The sequence below is a fragment of the Halobellus marinus genome (assembly GCF_032113415.1).
GTDB lineage: Archaea > Halobacteriota > Halobacteria > Halobacteriales > Haloferacaceae > Haloquadratum > Haloquadratum marinus.
This window is the reverse complement of the sequence record NZ_CP134946.1, coordinates 3,186,295-3,202,322: the sequence shown is the minus strand read 5'-3', so window position 1 is coordinate 3,202,322 and position 16,028 is coordinate 3,186,295. Positions and strand designations below refer to the sequence as shown.

Below are 16,028 nucleotides of genomic sequence, written 5' to 3'. Positions count from 1 at the left end.
CCCCACTGCGGGCCGGTAGCTCAGTTCGGCAGAGCGTCTGGCTTTTAACCAGACGGTCGGGGGTTCAAGTCCCTCCCGGCCCGCTGGTCGTCTCCGAACGACAGTGAGGAGCGACGCGAATACCCGGAGACTTGAACCCGGCTGGGCGCGCGCAGCGGAGCGAGCACGTCCGGGCTCGGTCCAAGTCCCTCCCGGCCCGCTGGTCGTCTCCGAACGACAGTGAGGAGCGACAGGACTCCGACAATCGGACCATCATTTTATCCACATCTGTAGCGTAGTCAAGATATGATCACACGAATTCTCGTCCCGATGGACGGCTCGGAGATGGCCCAGCGGGCGCTCGAGTACGCCCTCGAGAACCATCCCGACGCGGAGGTCACCGTCCTGCACGTCGTGGGCGGACCGTCACCGTGGGGCAGAGAAGCCACGTCACTTGCGCTCGCCGAGGATATCGAAGCGGCCGCAGAGGAGCGCTCGAAGGAGGTGTTCGACGACGCCCGGGAACTCGCCGCCGAGTACGACGCCGAGATCACCACCGAGGTGCAACTGGGGCATCCGGCCCGGGCGATTCTGAACAGGGCCGGCGACTTCGATGCGGTCGTGATCGGGAGCCACAGCGGCTCGTTGTCCGACCGACTGGTCGTCGGGAACGTCACCCAGAAAGTGTTCCGCAACTCGCCCGTCCCAGTCATCACTGCCCGGTAAGCAGCCACCAACTGCGGTCGGCACAGCAACGCGCCTTGGGGTGCTATTCGCTAACGCGATTAGCAACGTGCCTCCGGGTTCCGTTCGTTGACGCGATTGCAAGAAGCGCGGCCGCTCCGCCAGCAGTTCAGGACAGCGAGCCGTTCAGCACCTTCGCCGCGACGAGCACCGGATCCCACACAGGGCTGAACGGCGGCGCGTAGCCGAGATCCTGCCGTTCGAGTTCCGCAACCGTGAGTTCCCCACCGAGCGCGGTCGCGATCGTGTCGATCCGGATCGCCGCCCGATCGGTGCCGACGACGGTCCCGCCGAGGAGCCGTCCGGTCGATCGATCGGCGGTGAGCGTGACAGTCGTCTCCGCCGCGCCGGGGTAGTATCCCGACCGCGACCCACCGGTGATCGTCTCCGAGACGGGGTCGAACCCGGCCTCGTGGGCGAGCTCGTGGTCGATGATCCCTGTTCGGCCGCATTCGAGGTCGAACGCCTTCACCATCGCCGTGTTCGCGACGCTGCCGACCGGTGTCGGGTCGCCGCCGACAGTCGATCCGATCGCGCGGCCGGCGCGGTTCGCCGGGAGGCCGAGCGGGTTCCAGGTCGGGTCGCCGGTGACCATATGCGGCATCTCCGCGACGTCGCCGGCGGCATAGATGTCGTCGACGGACGTCTGCCCGTACGCGTCGGTCGCGACTGCTCCCGACGCGCCGAGTTCGACGGGCGTGCCGTCGAGAAGCGCCGTGTTCGGCCGGATGCCGATCCCGACGAGCGCGGCGTCGATCGCGAGTTCCGCGCCGCTCTCACAGACCAGGCCGGCGACGTGACCGTCGTCCCCGCGGAGGCGGACAACTTCCTCGCCGAGGTGCAGCGTAACGCCGGCGTCGCGGAGGTGCTCGGTGACCGCCTCGCCGACCGCCTCGCCGAAGCCCGGGACCGGACGAGGGCCGCGCTGGAACAGGTGGACTTCCCGGTCCCACGCCCTGAACGCCTCCGCCATCTCGACGCCAACGTACCCACCCCCGACGATGGCGACCGTCTCCGGCGGCTTCATCGCGCCGTACCGCGCTGCGACCGCCTCGTCGAGCGCGTCGCCGCCGCCCAGTGCCGCGACGTCGAACGCGGACGGTTGCGTCAGGTACGCCCGGATCGCGGCCGCGTGATCTAGCCCGTGGAGCGTGAAGACGCCGTCCAGCGAGGCCCCGTCGATCGGCTCCGAGACGGCGTGGGCGCCCGTCGCGACGAGGAGGTCGCCGTAGGGCTGTTCGAACCGCTCGCCGTCGCTCTCGACAGTGACCGTCTTCGCTTCGGTGTCGACGGCGACGACCTCGTGGCCGCGTTGGAGGTCGATCCCGCGCTCGTCGGCCGCCTCCGGCGACAGCGACAGGAGGTCTTCGAGGCGGTCGACCTCGCGTTTCACGAAGTACGGCGTGCCGCAGTGGGCGTAGGATATCCACTGGCCTTTCTCGAAGACAACGACATCCCGGTCCGGATCGGTGCGGAGACACTTGCTCGCCGCCGAGAGACCGGCGGCGTCGCCACCGACGACGACAAACGGAGCAGACATACCGTGGAGTGTGCGGGCCGCCCGTAGATAGCTTTCGCCGGACAGCAACGCTGGTGCACACCCGGCGGCGTCGATGACGGAAACCGAAGTCGTCGACGGCCGAGACCGACGCCTTTTATTCGCCCGGATGTGAGAGTAGTCAACACTCGACACCCGCGGCGTCCACCGCCGCAGCCGCGATCGATCGGAACCGTCACCACACCGAACCGGCTCAGACACACAACAGATGCAGGAGAACACCTACGTCGGCGCGATCGACCAGGGGACGACCGGCACGCGCTTTATCGTCTTCGATCACGCCGGCCAGCCAGTCACAAACGCCTACGAAACGCACGAACAGTACTACCCCGAACCCGGGTGGGTCGAACACGACCCCGAGGAGATCTGGCAGAACACGATCGCTGTCATCCGACGGGCGCTCGCCGACGCTGGGATCGACGCCGCGCAGTTGGCGGCGATCGGGATCACGAACCAGCGGGAGACGACCGTCGTCTGGGATCGAGAATCGGGGATGCCCGTCTACGACGCCATCGTCTGGCAGGATCGCCGGACTACAGAGCGCATCGAGGAACTCGAACGCGAGGGCAAAGACGAGTGGATCCGCGAGCGGACCGGGCTCGAACCCGACGCGTACTTCTCGGCGACGAAAGTCGAGTGGCTCCTGGAGAACGCCGATCCGATCAAACTCCAGCGGATGCGTCCGGAAGACGTCCGCGATCGCGCCGAAGCGGGGGAACTCTGTTTCGGCACGGTCGACTCGTGGCTGATCTACAAGCTGACCGGCGAACACGTGACGGACGTGACGAACGCCTCCCGGACGATGCTCTTCGACATCCACGACCTGGCGTGGGACGACGACCTGCTCGCGGAGTTTGACGTCCCGGCGGCGATGCTGCCCGAGGTCCGCCCCTCCGCTGACGAGTCGTACTACGGCCACACCGATCCCGAGGGGTTCCTCGGCGAGACCGTCCCGGTTGCCGGCGCCCTGGGCGACCAGCAGGCGGCGCTGTTCGGACAGACCTGTTTCGACGCCGGCGACGCGAAGAATACCTACGGGACAGGCTCGTTTATGCTCCAGCACACCGGGACGGAGGCCGTCGCGTCCGACAACGGGCTGCTCACGACGGTGGCGTTTCAGCGCTCCGGCGAGCCCGCGCAGTACGCCCTGGAGGGGTCGATCTTCGTCACCGGCGCGGCGATCGAGTGGCTCGAAGATATGACGCTCATCGACGATCCCGCCGAGAGCGAGGCGCTCGCACGGTCGGTCGATTCGACCGACGGGGTCTACGTCGTGCCGGCGTTCACGGGACTCGGCGCGCCGCACTGGGACGGTCGGGCCCGGGGGACGATTGTCGGAATGACGCGGGGGACGCGCCGCGAGCACGTCGTCCGCGCGACGCTTGAATCGATCGCGTTCCAGACCCGCGACGTCGCCGAGGCGATGGTCGAAGACAGCGGGATCGAACTCACGAGCCTGCAGGTCGACGGCGGCGCGGTGAAGAACAACTTCCTCTGTCAGCTCCAGGCCGACATCATCGGGACTGATATCGTCCGCCCGGAAGTCGACGAGACGACGGCACTCGGCGTGGCCTACGCGGCCGGCCTCGCGGTCGGCTACTGGGACTCGCTGACGGAACTCCGCGAGAACTGGCGCATAGACCGGGATTTCTCTCCCGGCGAGAGCGACGCCGACGAGCGCTACGAGCGCTGGCAGGCCGCCGTCGAGCGGTCGCTCGACTGGGCGCAGGACGGAAAAGGAGAATAATGCAGGTCGCCACCATCCAACTCGCTGCCGAGAACGACCCCGGCGCGAACCGGGACCGCGCCGGTTCCCGGATCCGAGCAGCGGCGGACGCCGGCGCAGATCTGGTGGTCCTGCCCGAACTGTGGCCGGTTGGCTACTTCGCGTTCGACGCCTACGCGGACGCTGCCGAACCGGTTCCCGGGCCGACGACGGAACAACTCGGTGCAGTCGCCGACAAGCACTCGATTGCCCTCCACGGCGGTAGCATCCTCGAACGAGATGGCGAGGATCTGTACAATACCTCACTCCTGTTCGGTCCCGAGGGGGAGTTGCTGGCGACGTACCGGAAGATGCACCTCTTCGGCTACGACTCCGAAGAAGCGACGCGGCTCACCGCCGGTTCGGAGGTCTGTACGGTCGAAACCGATCTCGCGACCGTCGGACTGACCACCTGCTACGACCTCCGGTTCCCGTCGCTGTACCGCTCGCTCGTCGACGCGGGCGTCGAACTCATCCTCGTGACCTCTGCGTGGCCCCGCGAGCGGCTCGATCACTGGCACCTGTTCACCCGCACGCGGGCTGTCGAGAACCAGGCGTTTCTCGTCGCCGCGAACCTCACGGGATCGATCCGCGGCGTCGACCTGGCGGGCGAAAGCGTCGTGGTCGACCCGTGGGGCGTCGAGCGCGCGAACGCCGGAACCGGCGTCCGGACGGCGCACGCACAGATCGATATCGAGGAAGTTCGGGAGACCCGCGAGTCGTTCCCGGCGCTCGCCGACCGGCAGCTCTGAGAAACGACGACGCCCAGTTCGGCGAGAGTTTATATACGATCGCGGGACCACCGATCCCGTGACGTAGCGTCAGCCCCGCGCCGAGCAGCGATTGTCCGGCACATCGGCGCGGGATGCGGTCGTGCCGGCTGTCAGCCCTTCGTCACTGCACTCCCGGTCCGCGTCCTCACGTCGACCGTCGAGCGTTCTCGCCGACCGGCTCGTCGGCGAACTCGCCGTCCTCGTAGACGACGGTCCCGCGAACGACCGTCAACGTCGGGAAGACGCCGTGTTCCCCCTCGAACGGCGTCCACCCGCACTTCGAGTGGAGGTCCTCCCCCCGGATCTCCCGGCTGTCCTCGGGATCGACGAGCACCAGGTCCGCGTCGTAGCCCTCGGCGATCCGACCCTTCTGCGGCAGGTCGAAGATCCGCGCGACGTTCGTCGCGGTGACGTCACGGACGCGCTCGTAGCCGATCTGTCCCAGACGGGCGCGTTCGAGGAGCAGCGGCAGCATCGTCTCGACGCCGGGGACGCCGCTCGGCGCGTCCCAGAGATCGGCGTCTTTCTCGGCTACCGTGTGCGGTGCGTGGTCGGTCGCGACGATGTCGACGTCGCCGCCGACGAGCCGATCCCACAGCGCCGCGCGGCGCTCCTCGCTCCTGAGCGGCGGGTTCATCCGCCCGTAGGTGCCGAGTTCGGTCGCGTCCTCGCGAGAGAGAAAGAGGTGATGCGGCGTCACCTCACAGGTCGCACCGGCCGCGACGGCGGCGTCGACACCCTCGGGTGTGCTCGTGTGGGCGATGTGGATCTCGGCGCCGGCCTCACGACCGACGTCGACGGCGCGCTCGACAGCGGCCGCTTCGGCGTCCGCGCTGCGGTACTGGCTCCAGACGTCCGCGTCGGCGTCGCGGCCGACACCGCTCGCGTCGCGGTCGCGTGCCGACTCGTCGAAGCGGTCGGCGTCCTCAGCGTGGACAGTCACGACGACGTCCGCGGCCGCAGCGCGTTCGACGGCGTCGGCGAATCGGTCGATGTCGATCCCCATCTCGCCCGTCGAGTCCGCGAGGAACACCTCGCCGAGTGCAAACAGCGGCCGCTCGAACAAAGATTCGGGATCCCACTCGGGTGTGACACCGCCGTTGATGCCGTAATCGACGTACGACGCCGCGGCCAGGTCGGCCTTGTCGTCGAACGCCGTGCCCGTGACTGTCGGTGGCGACGTGTTCGGCTGATCGACGACGGTGGTCACGCCGCCCGCCGCCGCGCTCTGTGAACCGGTTGTCCAGGTCTCCTTCTGCGGATCGCCGGGCTCCCGGAAGTGGACGTGGGCGTCGATCGCCCCCGGCAGCAGTAGTTGGCCGCCGGCGTCGATCACGCGATCGGCCGACTCGGCGTCGACCGAGTCGGCGACGGCCACGATCCGCTCGCCCTCGGTTCGGACGTCGCAGACCCGTCCGTCGGCGAGTCGCGCGTCGCGAAAGAGTATCGACATACCCGGGGGTCGCCCGCAGGCGACCTAAGCCCGACGGTTCCGCGCGATCGGTCGCAGAGGCGCAGCTTCAATCGTCGAGCAGAGCCGCAGCCGAGACCCTCTGTCGGGATAGCTCCCCACAGAAGGCGTCGACGAGCGCCTCGATCACGGCCTCGGGGTCTGCGGGCCCCCCGCCGCGTTCGACGCTCCCGACCGAATCCGGGTCGAAGGGAACACCGAGCGCGGCGTAGACCGGATCGAGGACAGCAGCGAGTTCCTCGTGACTGTTCACGACGACGATGCCCGAGACGAGCGCGACGTCCTGACGGATGCGCTGGGCGATTCCGACGATTTTCCCGTGGGCCTGCACGGAGTGATCGCCGGGACAGAACGAGGCCGCCGGTTCTCCCCGGCGTGCGTGAACACCCAGCGCACGGAGTGCGCGCACCACGGCGGTCGTCGCGGCGTCGTACCGGGCCGCCAATCCTCGGCGCGCGTCGGCGATCGGGACCGCGACGGCGAACGCCACGGTCGTGCCCGTGTATGCCACCGCTCGTCCGCCGACGCTCCGCTCGACCGGCGGATAGCCATCGGCTTCAGCGACCGCCCGAGCGAGGTCGTAGCCGTCCGCACGCGTATCCCGGCGGCCGAACGCCACTTGCTGGGGCGGCGTCCACGCGCGAACAGCCGGGACGTCGGTCTCGGCCATCGTGTTCAGCATCGCGGTCGTCACCGACCGGTCGGTCTCGATAGTGGCCGTCCGGTCGCGGAGGACCCGGACCGTCTCGGCGTCGGGAACGGTCTCCTCGATCACGGCCACACCTGCGTGCCGACGCACCTAAGCGCTCCCGGTCCCGCACCGACGTATGATCGGTGATTCCGAGTGACGGGATCGAACGGAAGCGACGGCGGTGAAGAGTCGACAGTGGAGACCGAATACGCCAGCGCAGTTCGGGTTCCGGAATCGACGCTCCAGCGGTACCGACGGTTCTCGCTGTACAACTCGCCGTATCCCGCCCACGACCGGGGCTGTGCGATCGATCTGTATCCGGCGACGAACGATGGCATTTCTCCGGTCGCTGGCGAGGTGCTGGAGACGCGGACGGTCCGCGCACCCTCGAAGCCGTACGGCCACGACGAGGAGTACCTCATCCTCGTCGACGTCGACTGGGAACGGAGCGGTCTCGGATCAGCGGCCGCCACGGGATCTGAATCCGGAAGGGATCATCTCGTCGCACGCATCCTGCACGTGCAGCCGCGCGTATCGGCAGGCGACCGCGTCGCCGTCGGCGACTCCCTCGGTCAGATGGTCCGCTCCGGCTTCTTCGCTCCCTGGGTCGCAAACCACGTCCACCTCGGGTTCCGCCGGAGCGAACAGCACCTCCACCGCGCGGGCGAATCGCTTCTCGTCGTCCCGGATGTCGACGTCGTGCCGGTACCGTGGGACGGGGTCGGAACCGTTGTGGAGACTGGGCCGACGTACGCCCGCCTCGACGCACCTCCCCATCCCGCTCCGGGCGATCGCTTCGCCGGAATCGCCGGGCGATGCACATCCCAGGACGGAGAGACTACCGTAGGAGAGGCAACTCCCGTCGACAGCGAGCGGTCGGTTCTCGACGGTGGCTTCACCCACTACGCCTGCGGCGGCATATTGACCCGCGAAAGAGAGAGAAACGAGACGGCCACCAGTGACACCGGAGAGACGATCTCGTTCCTCGATCACACGGTCGGCGACGTCTCCGGACGAAACGTCACGTGGCGCGATATCGACGTTGTCGCGAACGACGACCGGATCACCGGGCTTTCGCTGTTCGCGGGGATCGGCCCGGAGTTCGGGACGAAACTGGTCTGTCCGGACGGGGAGTTCCAGGAGGGACAGCAGGTTCGGGTGACGATCCGGGACAGCGACGACCCGATCCGACTGGGATAGGTGGATCGCCCGTCGGCCGGTTTTCGGTGTCGCTATCGCCGCCGGAGCGGGGCGATTCGTCGCTTCCGCGACTTACCGGAACGCCACGTCCGAGCGGGCGAGCACTTCCCCGAACAGCCACTCGGCGTGGTCGAGGGCGTACTCCTTGTGGTCGTCCTCGATTGCACCGATCGCGTCCTCGACGAGCGCTGGCCGGTAGTCGCGCAAGCCGGCGCTGCCGGCGGTGTGGAGGACGCAGACGTTCGCGAGCGTCCCGCAGAAAAGCAGGCTGTCGATGCCGCGGGCCTGCAACCACCCGTGGAGTTCGGTCCGGTGGAAGGCGTCGTAGGTGTGTTTTTCCACGACGAGATCGTCTTCACGGACGTCGAGTTCGTCGACGAGTTCGGCGTCCCACGACCCTTCCAGGACGTGTTCGCCCCATCGGTCGAACTCGTCGTAGTAGTGTGCGTCGTCGAACTGCTCCGGCGGGTGAACGTCGCGCGTGTAGACCACCCGCGCGCCGGCATCGCGCGCGTCGGCGACGAGCGCCGCGACGTCGTCGGTGACCGCTTCGCTCCCGGGCGCATAGAGGCTGCCTTCGGGGTGGCAGAACCCGTTCTGCATATCGACGACCACGACGGCGGTTCGGTCAGGATCGAACGACTCCACTGACATACGCGTTGTTCGTCGGTGCAGCGGCAAATGGATTTCTCCTGGCTGGGGTCGTCCGATCCAGCGACGGAGGCGCCGATGCGGAAAGGTACTTTGCCGCGTAGTCCCTCCTGCCCGTAATGACGCAGCGACGCGGACTCGTCGTGGCGGCCGTCGCGCTGCTTATCGTCCTCACCGGGTGCGGCGCGCCGACGATGGAGGCCGGTCCCGAGTCGACGGGCGTGGATGCGGGAAATGAGGCCGTCGCGACGCCCAACGCCGACTTCGACGACCCAGAGCGGGACCTCCTCGGGTGGGAAGACGGCTACTGGTACAACGAGTCGATCGACGTCGATCAGTCCGACGGACTGAGCGACGAGGAACTGCGGGCGTTCGTCGCCCGGTCGATGGCGCGCGTCGAGTACCTCCGCGGTGAAGAGTTCGAAGAGCGCGTGCCGGTGTCCGTTCTCTCCCGAGAGGAGTACGGCAACCGATCGTCCGGCGGCACCACCGACGATCCCAGCGAGTACGACCGCTGGAACGATCAGGTGTGGGAAGCACTGTTCGTCACCGGCGAGTCCGAAAGCAGCGGCACGGCGATCAGTTCGACCCGAACCGCTGCAGTCGCCGGCTTCTACTCGCCGTCTGACGACGAGATCAAGATCATCACCGACGATCCGGAGTCACCGACGATCAACAACGCGACGCTTGTCCACGAGCTCGTCCACGCGCTGCAGGATCAGAAATACGACCTCACGAAAGCGAAATACGGCGGCGACACCCAGGACGAACAGCTCGCGGCCGACGGACTCATCGAGGGCGACGCGAGCTACATCGAGCGGCAGTACGCAGCCAAGTGCGGCGGCGCGTGGGACTGCGTCGACACGCCGGCCAGCAGCGGTGGCGGCGGTGGCGGGGGTGGCGGCGGACAGAACCTGGGGATCCTCCTGACGATCTTCCAGCCGTACTCCGACGGCCCGGTGTACGTCCACGATCTCGTCACCGACGGCGGGTGGGACGCCATCGATCGGCGCTTCGTGAATCCGCCGGTCTCCTCGGAGCAAGTCATCCACCGGACGGACGAACGGCCGGTTCCGATCGAGTACCGCGACCGCGCACAGAACGGGTGGGAGACGTTCGAGAACCAGGGCGAAGACGGCTCCGACACCGTCGGCGAGGCATCGATGTACGTGATGTTCTGGTACCAGGCACGGGAGACAGGTGCGGACACGATCAACCCCGGGAGTATCACCGACGCCGAGAGCCGCTACGACACGTACAACTACGAGTCCGAACCGTCCGCGGGCTGGGGCAACGACCGGCTGTTCCCCTACCAGAAGGGCGAGGGTGAACAGGCCGAGTTCGGCTACGTCTGGGTGACCGAGTGGGACAGCGAGGCCGACGCCCGGGAGTTCAGACGCGCCTACCAAGCGATTCTCGACGCCCACGACGCCGAAAAACGGGCGGAGAACACCTACGTGATCCCCGACGGCGAGTTCGAAGACGCGTTCCGCGTCACCCGCTCGGGGACGCGCGTAACGATCGTCAACGGCCCCGAGGTCGACGACCTCGACGACATCCGGCCGCGGCCGTCCTGACTGCCGGCCCACCGAAACTTCAGCAGTGGACTCGGTTGAAGAAATATGCCCTTCGGAGCGTCGAGCCGAACGAGTGAACTTTTCAACGACCCCGGCGAACGGCGCGTATGGAGTTCGACATCGTCGGTCCCGACGCCATCTCCGAGGGGTCGGCGACGGACGCGTACTTCGATCGGACGGAGACGACGCTCCGGCACGCGGGGCGAAACCCCCGCGTCGTCGCGGAGATCACGGCCGATCAGTTCCCCGACGGCGACTACGAACTGCTCGCAGGCGTGAAAGACGTCGCGGCGCTGCTCGAAGGCCGCGACGTCGACGTCGACGTCATCCCGCCGGGGCGGCTGTTCGACGGCGGCCCGGTGATGCGGATCGAGGGCGACTACCTGGAGTTCGCCCGCTTCGAGACCTCGATTCTGGGGTTTCTCTCCCACGCCTCGGGTGTCGCGACCGCCGCGCTCGACGTTCGGCGGGCCGCCCCCGAGTCGCTCGTGCTCTCCTTCGGCGCGCGGCACGTCCACCCCTCGATCGCCGCGATGATCGAGCGGAGCGCATTGGTCGCCGGCCTCGACGGCTTCTCCCACGTCGCGGGCGGTGAGGTGATCGGACGCGAGGCCGGCGGCACGATGCCGCACGCACTGCTCATCTGTTTCGGCCGCGGGAACCAGGAGGAAGCGTGGCAGGCGTTCGACGAGGCGGTCGGTCCCGACGTCCCCCGGGTGGCGCTGTGTGACACCTACAGCGACGAGACCGACGAGGCACTGCAGGCCGCCGAGGCGCTCGGCGATCGCCTCGACAGCGTCCGCCTGGATACCACGGGATCGCGACGCGGCGACTTCCGGCACATCATCCGCGAAGTCCGCTGGACGCTGGACGCCCACGACCACGAGGACGTCGGTATCTTCGTCTCCGGCGGTCTCGGCCCGGCGGACCTCCGGGAACTCGGAGACGTCGCGGACGGCTTCGGCGTCGGCGGCTACGTCTCCAACGCCGACCCGGTGGATTTCGCGCTCGACATCGTCGAGTTGGAGGGCGAGCCGGCGGCCAAACGCGGCAAACTTACCGGCGTGAAAGAGGTCTATCGGACAGCGGACGGCGGCCACCACGTCGGCCTGCGCGGCCAGGAGGGTCCCGCAGAGGGGGAACCGTTACTCAGGCCGCTGCTCCGTGACGGTGTCCTCGTCGATGAGATCGATCTCGGCATCGACGCCGCCGCAGACCGGGCCGCCGCCGACGCTGGACGGTGTGACTACGGAGCTGAGACCTGAGAAGCACGCGCAGAATCGCCGCTACAGTTCTTCGACGCTGCCGCCGTCGGCGCGCTCGCGGAAGACCTGCCCGTCGAAGAGCGTCACCGTCGTATCGTCGTCCTGCCACGCCAGCGGCGAGAGACCCGCTTTTCGGCAGGCGTGGGTGAGGAACTGCTCTTCGTTCCAGTCGTTCTCGATCGGGATCGTCGGGTAGAGCCAGCCGTGGTTGCCGTCCTTGTCGACGACGACGCCGTGTTTTCCCAGTTCGATGTCGTCGAGCGGACGGTCCGTCTCCGCGTACTCGGAGACGACACACACCGAGACGGTGAGATTCGAGAGCTCCGGCTGTTCGATCTCCGAGCCGCAGGAACTCCCCGAGGCGGCCTGGATTGCGGCGTCGACGATCGCGTGCCCCAGTTGATCGCCACCGCGATACTCGCCCGCACAGCCTCGCAGCCGACCCCGTCCCCGCGTCGATCGGATTCGAACGAACGCCCCGGTTCGGGCGTAGAACGCGTCCCGCATACTGCCCGGTTGCTCACGTTGACCGTGGAGAACGTACGATTCGACCGATTCACGCGCTAATTCGACCGCCCTCGCCCCATCATCGTAGGTGAGACGAACGGTCTGCGCCTCGGACATACTCCGGTAGAAGCGCTCGCCTGACTTGAACGCTTCCCTTCTTTCGGCACCTAATGGGCCTCAGACGGGATATTGGGGGAGTCTGCGGATGGCCGTCGGGTGATTTCGCGGCCTCACGACGGGACTGGGGCAGCGGCAGCGTCCCGTTTCCGGGCGACCGAACGCCTTATTGGACTCACTCGCCTCGGATCGAACGGCAGAGAGAGCTCGGCCCCCGTCGATCCACCAGGATCGATGAGGAAAGTCCCCCCACCGTCCGGACGGGTGACCGGGCGCAAGCCCGGAGTCGGAGACGGCTGGCTCTGGAACAGAGACGAGACCCCTCGGCCCGACCGATGAGACGCGAGCGGCGGATTCCGCCGCCGGCGCCAGCGGGGTGACCCGCGAGCGCGCGAACCGACCCGCAAGGGGAGGGAGTTGACCCGTCGAGGGTCGCGGTCGGGGAACGACCCCGACCGCGTGCGCGATCCCGCGCAGACGGCCGAGAACGGATGGAACGGCGAATCCTCACCGGTGCAAGTCCGCGCCGCAAAGGTAGTCCGGACAGGGCGCGGACGCTCAGCCGAATGCCGAGACGAACAGAAGGGGGCTTACTCCTCTCAGCCGCTCAATACCCCGAGCACCGACTCCGTCCGTATTCCTCCCCGAGCACCGACTCCGTCCGTATTCCTCCCCGAGCACCGACTCCGTCCGTATTCCTCCCCGAGCACCGACTCCGTCCGTATTCCTCCCCGAGCACCGACTCCGTCCGTGTTCCTCCCCCCGAATATCGACTCCGTGCTACAGTCCAGCGCTCACAGTCTCCGGAAGGACGGCAGTAGCCGGGGTCGCGGGCGAACATTCTTATCTATCTCTGCCTTCCGCACGCCTGTGTCGACTCGTCTCTCCCGGGCGGTCCCGCTTGCGCTCGCAGTCCTCATCCTGCTGGCGGGGTGTGCCGGTCCCGTCGTCGACCTCCCCGAAACGGAGCCGACGCCAGCCGCGGACGCGACCGGGACGGAGCAGTCCTCGTCGATCGCCGAGGCGACGACGGAGAGCACACAGAGGACCGACCGCGAGCCAACCCCGACGCCCACCGCCGTCCCGCAGTCGAAGAACCCGTGGGGCTCGGAACCGATCGTCGTCGCCGTCGAGGACACCGCCGGAACCGGACGGGAGTGGACGCCGCTGGTTCGTGAAGCGACGGCGTACTGGGAGGAGAAAGCCGAACGCTTCGCCGGCTTCCCCGTCGAGTACGAGGTCGATCCCGACGCGACGAACCCGGATCTCGTCGTCGAATTCGTCGACGAGGTCCCCGAGTGCGACGGTGCGGCGGACGCCGCGGGCTGTGCGCCACTGATCGATGACAGCCGGGAGATCGACCGCCCGGAGACGGTGTTCGTCCGGACGGACTTTTCCGACGACTCGACGGTCCTGGTGGCCGAACACGAACTCGGGCACACGCTCGGGCTGACCCACGAGGACGCGCCGCAGGACGTGATGGCGAGTCGGTCGGTCCTCTACACGGAGCCGCTGCCGAATGCGACCGAGCGGGCGTTCCCCTGGGACGACGGCGACTTTACGGTCTACATCGACGACGACAACGCCTCGGACCCCGACGGATTCAGGAAGCAGGTCACCCACGCCCTGGAGTACTACGAGGACGACCCGCCGGGGATGCCGACGAACCTCACCTTCACCACAGTCGACGAGCCCGACGACGCCGAGATCGTCGTCAGACCCGCCGAGACGTCGCCGTGCGGCGAGGGCGCGGCCTCCTGCGGCGGCACGATCGGCTGGGATCCCGACGGCGACGGCGCCATCGAGACCTACTCGGAGCTGCGGGTCTCGCTCGTCGATCTCGACACCGACGCAGTCGGCTGGCACGTGGGTTACTGGCTGGCGTACGGCTTCGGTGCCGAGGACGACGACGAGAAGCCGCCGCCGTTCCGCGACGCCTCCTACGAGGAGCGCCGAAGCGAGTGGTGGGAGGAGTAGATCGTTGCGTCGGCGGCGGATCGATCTCGGGCACACGTCGACGACGAGTCGGTCTCGGACACCGCGTCGGCGGTTTCTTCTCTCTGGAGCACGAATCTCGCGGTATGACCAGAAACAGGGATGCAGGCGGCGACGGGGCCCTTTCGACGGCCGAGTTCGACGCCGACGAACTGGCCGCGGCACTTGCGGACGCGTTCGCGGGCACGGACGCGGAGTTCCGCGTCGTCGCCAGACAGGCACGCGACCTCGCGGACGCCGGCATCGTCGCCGCCGACCGCGGGGAACCACTCGCCGTCGACGAGGTGGTTCGGAACCTCGCGGACGCCCCCGACGGATCGAGCGTCGCGGACCGCTGGAACTGGTGGCTCGGCGCCCTGGAGGCGGCCTACGGAGGCTACCGCGAGTTCGAGATCAGGGCGGTTCCGACCGAGGAGTGAGGCACCGGAGAGGGCTATTCTCCGACGACGACCGTCTCCCCGTTTTCAGGGGCGCTCGCGTCGAACCCGTCGGCCGTGAGTTCCGCGGCGAACGCCGAACAGCGGTCGCCGTGGTTCACGAGAATCTCGGCGTCCCGGTAGCCGTCGAGAAACGCCCGGAGACCATCGCGGTCGGCGTGCGCCGAGAAGTCGTACTGTTCGACCTGCGCGCTTACCGGCAGTACCCGACCGTCGATCTCGGCGCTGCCGGTCTCGACCAGGCGCCGCCCGGGCGTTCCCTCGACCTGATAGCCGGTCAGCGTGATCTTGTTCGTCGGGTTCGACCTGATCGCGGGGATGTACGTCATCGCGGGGCCGCCGGAGAGCATCCCGCTCGTGGTGACGATCGCCGCCGGCTGGTCGGTGATCCGTTCCCGCTGCCCGTTTCTGCCGGTGACGAACCGAGCGTGAGACTTCGCCCGCCGGAGCGCGGTGGGATCGCGGACAAACTCGGGGTACCGCAGCAGCATCTCGGTGACGCCCTTGCCCATCCCGTCGACGTAACAGGGGATGTCGTACGCCTCACAGATCAGTAGCATCTCCTGCGTTCGGCCGATCGCGAACGCGGGCACGACGACCGTGCCGCCCTCCCACAGCGTCGTCTCGACGCTCTCGACGAATCGCTCCTCGACGGTCGACCGGGCCTCGTGGTCGACGTCACTGTACGTACTCTCGCAGATGATGACGTCGGCGTCCGGGCGAGCGGTCGTACCGGAGACGAGTCGCTGGTCGTCGGTGTGGAAATCCCCCGTATAGAGGAGCCGCGCGTCGCCGTCGTCGACGAGGACGTGTGCGCTCCCGGGGATATGGCCGGCGTTGGAGAACGTGACCTCGTGGCCCGCTGTCTCGAACGTCTCCTCGTACCCGTGTGTCTCGGAGACCTGCGTGACGCGCCGGACGTCCGTCTCGGTGAACGGACACTGGAGCGTGCCACCGTGGAGTTTCAGCGTGTCGCGGGCGAGGGTGAGCGCCAGTTCGCGGGTCGGCGGCGTCCAGTGGATCGGCGGGCGGGCGTCGCCGGAGAGTAGCGCCGGGACCGCCCCCGCGTGATCCAGGTGCCCGTGGCCCACCACGACAGCCTCGGGCTCTGGGACGTCGATCGGATACTGCGGCGGTTCCCCGGCGAGCATCCCGTAATCCAAGAGCAGCCGGTCGTTGACGAGGATCGCGCTCCGGCCGACCTCGCGGGCGCCGCCGAGAAACTGGAGGTCCATCGCGACAGTGTAGAGAGGTGGGACGTTTGACGGCACCGGTTCGATGAAACGGGAATTCTCCCT

Annotated in this window: 14 protein-coding genes, 1 tRNA gene and 1 other RNA gene; 10 read left to right on the top strand and 6 right to left on the bottom strand. The window is 67.9% G+C overall.

All coding sequences use genetic code 11. The features are described from left to right. Positions 1–9 precede the first annotated feature (9 nt). Both RJT37_RS15850 and RJT37_RS15845 read left to right on the top strand, forming a co-directional pair. Positions 10–83, top strand: a tRNA-Lys gene (locus RJT37_RS15850). 202 nt (positions 84–285) lie between these two features. Then, positions 286–705 (top strand): universal stress protein, encoded by a 420-nt coding sequence (locus RJT37_RS15845; protein WP_313685969.1) that lies wholly within the window; start codon positions 286–288, stop codon positions 703–705. Positions 706–832: 127 nt separating this feature from the next. Here RJT37_RS15845 and RJT37_RS15840 read toward each other — a convergent pair whose 3' ends face one another. Next, positions 833–2,263 carry an FAD-dependent oxidoreductase gene (locus tag RJT37_RS15840; protein WP_313685967.1) on the bottom strand — a complete coding sequence of 477 codons (1,431 nt, stop codon included), beginning with the start codon at positions 2,261–2,263 and terminating at the stop codon, positions 833–835. 226 nt (positions 2,264–2,489) lie between these two features. Here RJT37_RS15840 and glpK point away from each other — a divergent pair, with 226 nt between their 5' ends. After that, entirely contained in the window at positions 2,490–4,028 is a 1,539-nt protein-coding gene (gene glpK, locus RJT37_RS15835) for a glycerol kinase GlpK (protein ID WP_313685965.1), read from the top strand. Beyond that, entirely contained in the window at positions 4,028–4,798 is a 771-nt protein-coding gene (locus tag RJT37_RS15830; protein WP_313685964.1) for a carbon-nitrogen family hydrolase, read from the top strand. The genes glpK and RJT37_RS15830 overlap by 1 nt, the downstream gene beginning before the upstream one ends. Before the next feature lie 166 nt (positions 4,799–4,964). On the opposite strand, the gene RJT37_RS15825 is transcribed toward RJT37_RS15830, so the two are convergent. Together RJT37_RS15825 and RJT37_RS15820 are read right to left on the bottom strand one after the other, a co-directional pair. Then, a complete protein-coding gene (locus tag RJT37_RS15825; RefSeq protein ID WP_345785371.1) occupies positions 4,965–6,272 on the bottom strand; it encodes a dihydroorotase in 1,308 nt (435 codons plus the stop codon). A 67-nt stretch (positions 6,273–6,339) separates the two neighbouring features. Beyond that, positions 6,340–6,972, bottom strand: a complete 633-nt coding sequence (locus RJT37_RS15820) for a lipoate--protein ligase family protein (RefSeq protein WP_313690013.1) — start codon at positions 6,970–6,972, stop codon at positions 6,340–6,342. 204 nt (positions 6,973–7,176) lie between these two features. On the opposite strand from RJT37_RS15820, the gene RJT37_RS15815 reads away from it, so the two are divergent. Beyond that, a complete protein-coding gene (locus tag RJT37_RS15815) occupies positions 7,177–8,181 on the top strand; it encodes a DUF8155 domain-containing protein (RefSeq protein WP_313690010.1) in 1,005 nt (334 codons plus the stop codon). A gap of 72 nt (positions 8,182–8,253) precedes the next feature. Here RJT37_RS15815 and RJT37_RS15810 read toward each other — a convergent pair whose 3' ends face one another. Beyond that, positions 8,254–8,835, bottom strand: coding sequence for a cysteine hydrolase family protein (locus RJT37_RS15810; RefSeq protein WP_313685962.1), 582 nt, complete (start codon positions 8,833–8,835; stop codon positions 8,254–8,256). Between the two features lie 116 nt (positions 8,836–8,951). On the opposite strand from RJT37_RS15810, the gene RJT37_RS15805 reads away from it, so the two are divergent. Then, on the top strand, positions 8,952–10,409 hold the full coding sequence (locus RJT37_RS15805) for an Hvo_1808 family surface protein (protein WP_390209100.1): 1,458 nt from the start codon (positions 8,952–8,954) through the stop codon (positions 10,407–10,409). A 107-nt stretch (positions 10,410–10,516) separates the two neighbouring features. Continuing rightward, positions 10,517–11,674 carry a nicotinate phosphoribosyltransferase gene (locus tag RJT37_RS15800; protein WP_313685961.1) on the top strand — a complete coding sequence of 386 codons (1,158 nt, stop codon included), beginning with the start codon at positions 10,517–10,519 and terminating at the stop codon, positions 11,672–11,674. A gap of 21 nt (positions 11,675–11,695) precedes the next feature. Here the strand turns inward: RJT37_RS15800 and RJT37_RS15795 are convergent, their stop codons facing one another. Next, positions 11,696–12,298, bottom strand: a complete 603-nt coding sequence (locus RJT37_RS15795; RefSeq protein ID WP_313685959.1) for a TIGR00296 family protein — start codon at positions 12,296–12,298, stop codon at positions 11,696–11,698. Between the two features lie 195 nt (positions 12,299–12,493). On the opposite strand from RJT37_RS15795, the gene rnpB reads away from it, so the two are divergent. The 3 genes from rnpB (at position 12,494) to RJT37_RS15780 (ending at position 14,712) form a co-directional block, all read left to right on the top strand. Next, an RNA gene (gene rnpB, locus RJT37_RS15790) (RNase P RNA component) lies at positions 12,494–12,903 on the top strand. Positions 12,904–13,168: 265 nt separating this feature from the next. Then, complete coding sequence (locus RJT37_RS15785) at positions 13,169–14,275, top strand: matrixin family metalloprotease (RefSeq protein ID WP_313685957.1); 1,107 nt, start codon at positions 13,169–13,171, stop codon at positions 14,273–14,275. A gap of 104 nt (positions 14,276–14,379) precedes the next feature. Further along, positions 14,380–14,712, top strand: coding sequence for a WNWW family protein (locus tag RJT37_RS15780; protein WP_313685955.1), 333 nt, complete (start codon positions 14,380–14,382; stop codon positions 14,710–14,712). 14 nt (positions 14,713–14,726) lie between these two features. On the opposite strand, the gene RJT37_RS15775 is transcribed toward RJT37_RS15780, so the two are convergent. After that, positions 14,727–15,965: an MBL fold metallo-hydrolase gene (locus RJT37_RS15775; protein ID WP_313685953.1), complete on the bottom strand. Its 1,239-nt coding sequence runs from the start codon at positions 15,963–15,965 to the stop codon at positions 14,727–14,729. Positions 15,966–16,028: the final 63 nt, after the last annotated feature.

Coding starts and splice junctions, on each gene's coding strand:
- glpK (WP_313685965.1), top strand. CDS start 2,490: ATGCAGGAGAACACCTACGTCGGCGCGATCGACCAGGGGACGACCGGC.
- RJT37_RS15825 (WP_345785371.1), bottom strand. CDS start 6,272: ATGTCGATACTCTTTCGCGACGCGCGACTCGCCGACGGACGGGTCTGC.
- RJT37_RS15810 (WP_313685962.1), bottom strand. CDS start 8,835: ATGTCAGTGGAGTCGTTCGATCCTGACCGAACCGCCGTCGTGGTCGTC.
- RJT37_RS15840 (WP_313685967.1), bottom strand. CDS start 2,263: ATGTCTGCTCCGTTTGTCGTCGTCGGTGGCGACGCCGCCGGTCTCTCG.
- RJT37_RS15805 (WP_390209100.1), top strand. CDS start 8,952: ATGACGCAGCGACGCGGACTCGTCGTGGCGGCCGTCGCGCTGCTTATC.
- RJT37_RS15795 (WP_313685959.1), bottom strand. CDS start 12,298: ATGTCCGAGGCGCAGACCGTTCGTCTCACCTACGATGATGGGGCGAGG.
- RJT37_RS15780 (WP_313685955.1), top strand. CDS start 14,380: ATGACCAGAAACAGGGATGCAGGCGGCGACGGGGCCCTTTCGACGGCC.
- RJT37_RS15820 (WP_313690013.1), bottom strand. CDS start 6,972: ATGCTGAACACGATGGCCGAGACCGACGTCCCGGCTGTTCGCGCGTGG.
- RJT37_RS15800 (WP_313685961.1), top strand. CDS start 10,517: ATGGAGTTCGACATCGTCGGTCCCGACGCCATCTCCGAGGGGTCGGCG.
- RJT37_RS15830 (WP_313685964.1), top strand. CDS start 4,028: ATGCAGGTCGCCACCATCCAACTCGCTGCCGAGAACGACCCCGGCGCG.
- RJT37_RS15775 (WP_313685953.1), bottom strand. CDS start 15,965: ATGGACCTCCAGTTTCTCGGCGGCGCCCGCGAGGTCGGCCGGAGCGCG.
- RJT37_RS15845 (WP_313685969.1), top strand. CDS start 286: ATGATCACACGAATTCTCGTCCCGATGGACGGCTCGGAGATGGCCCAG.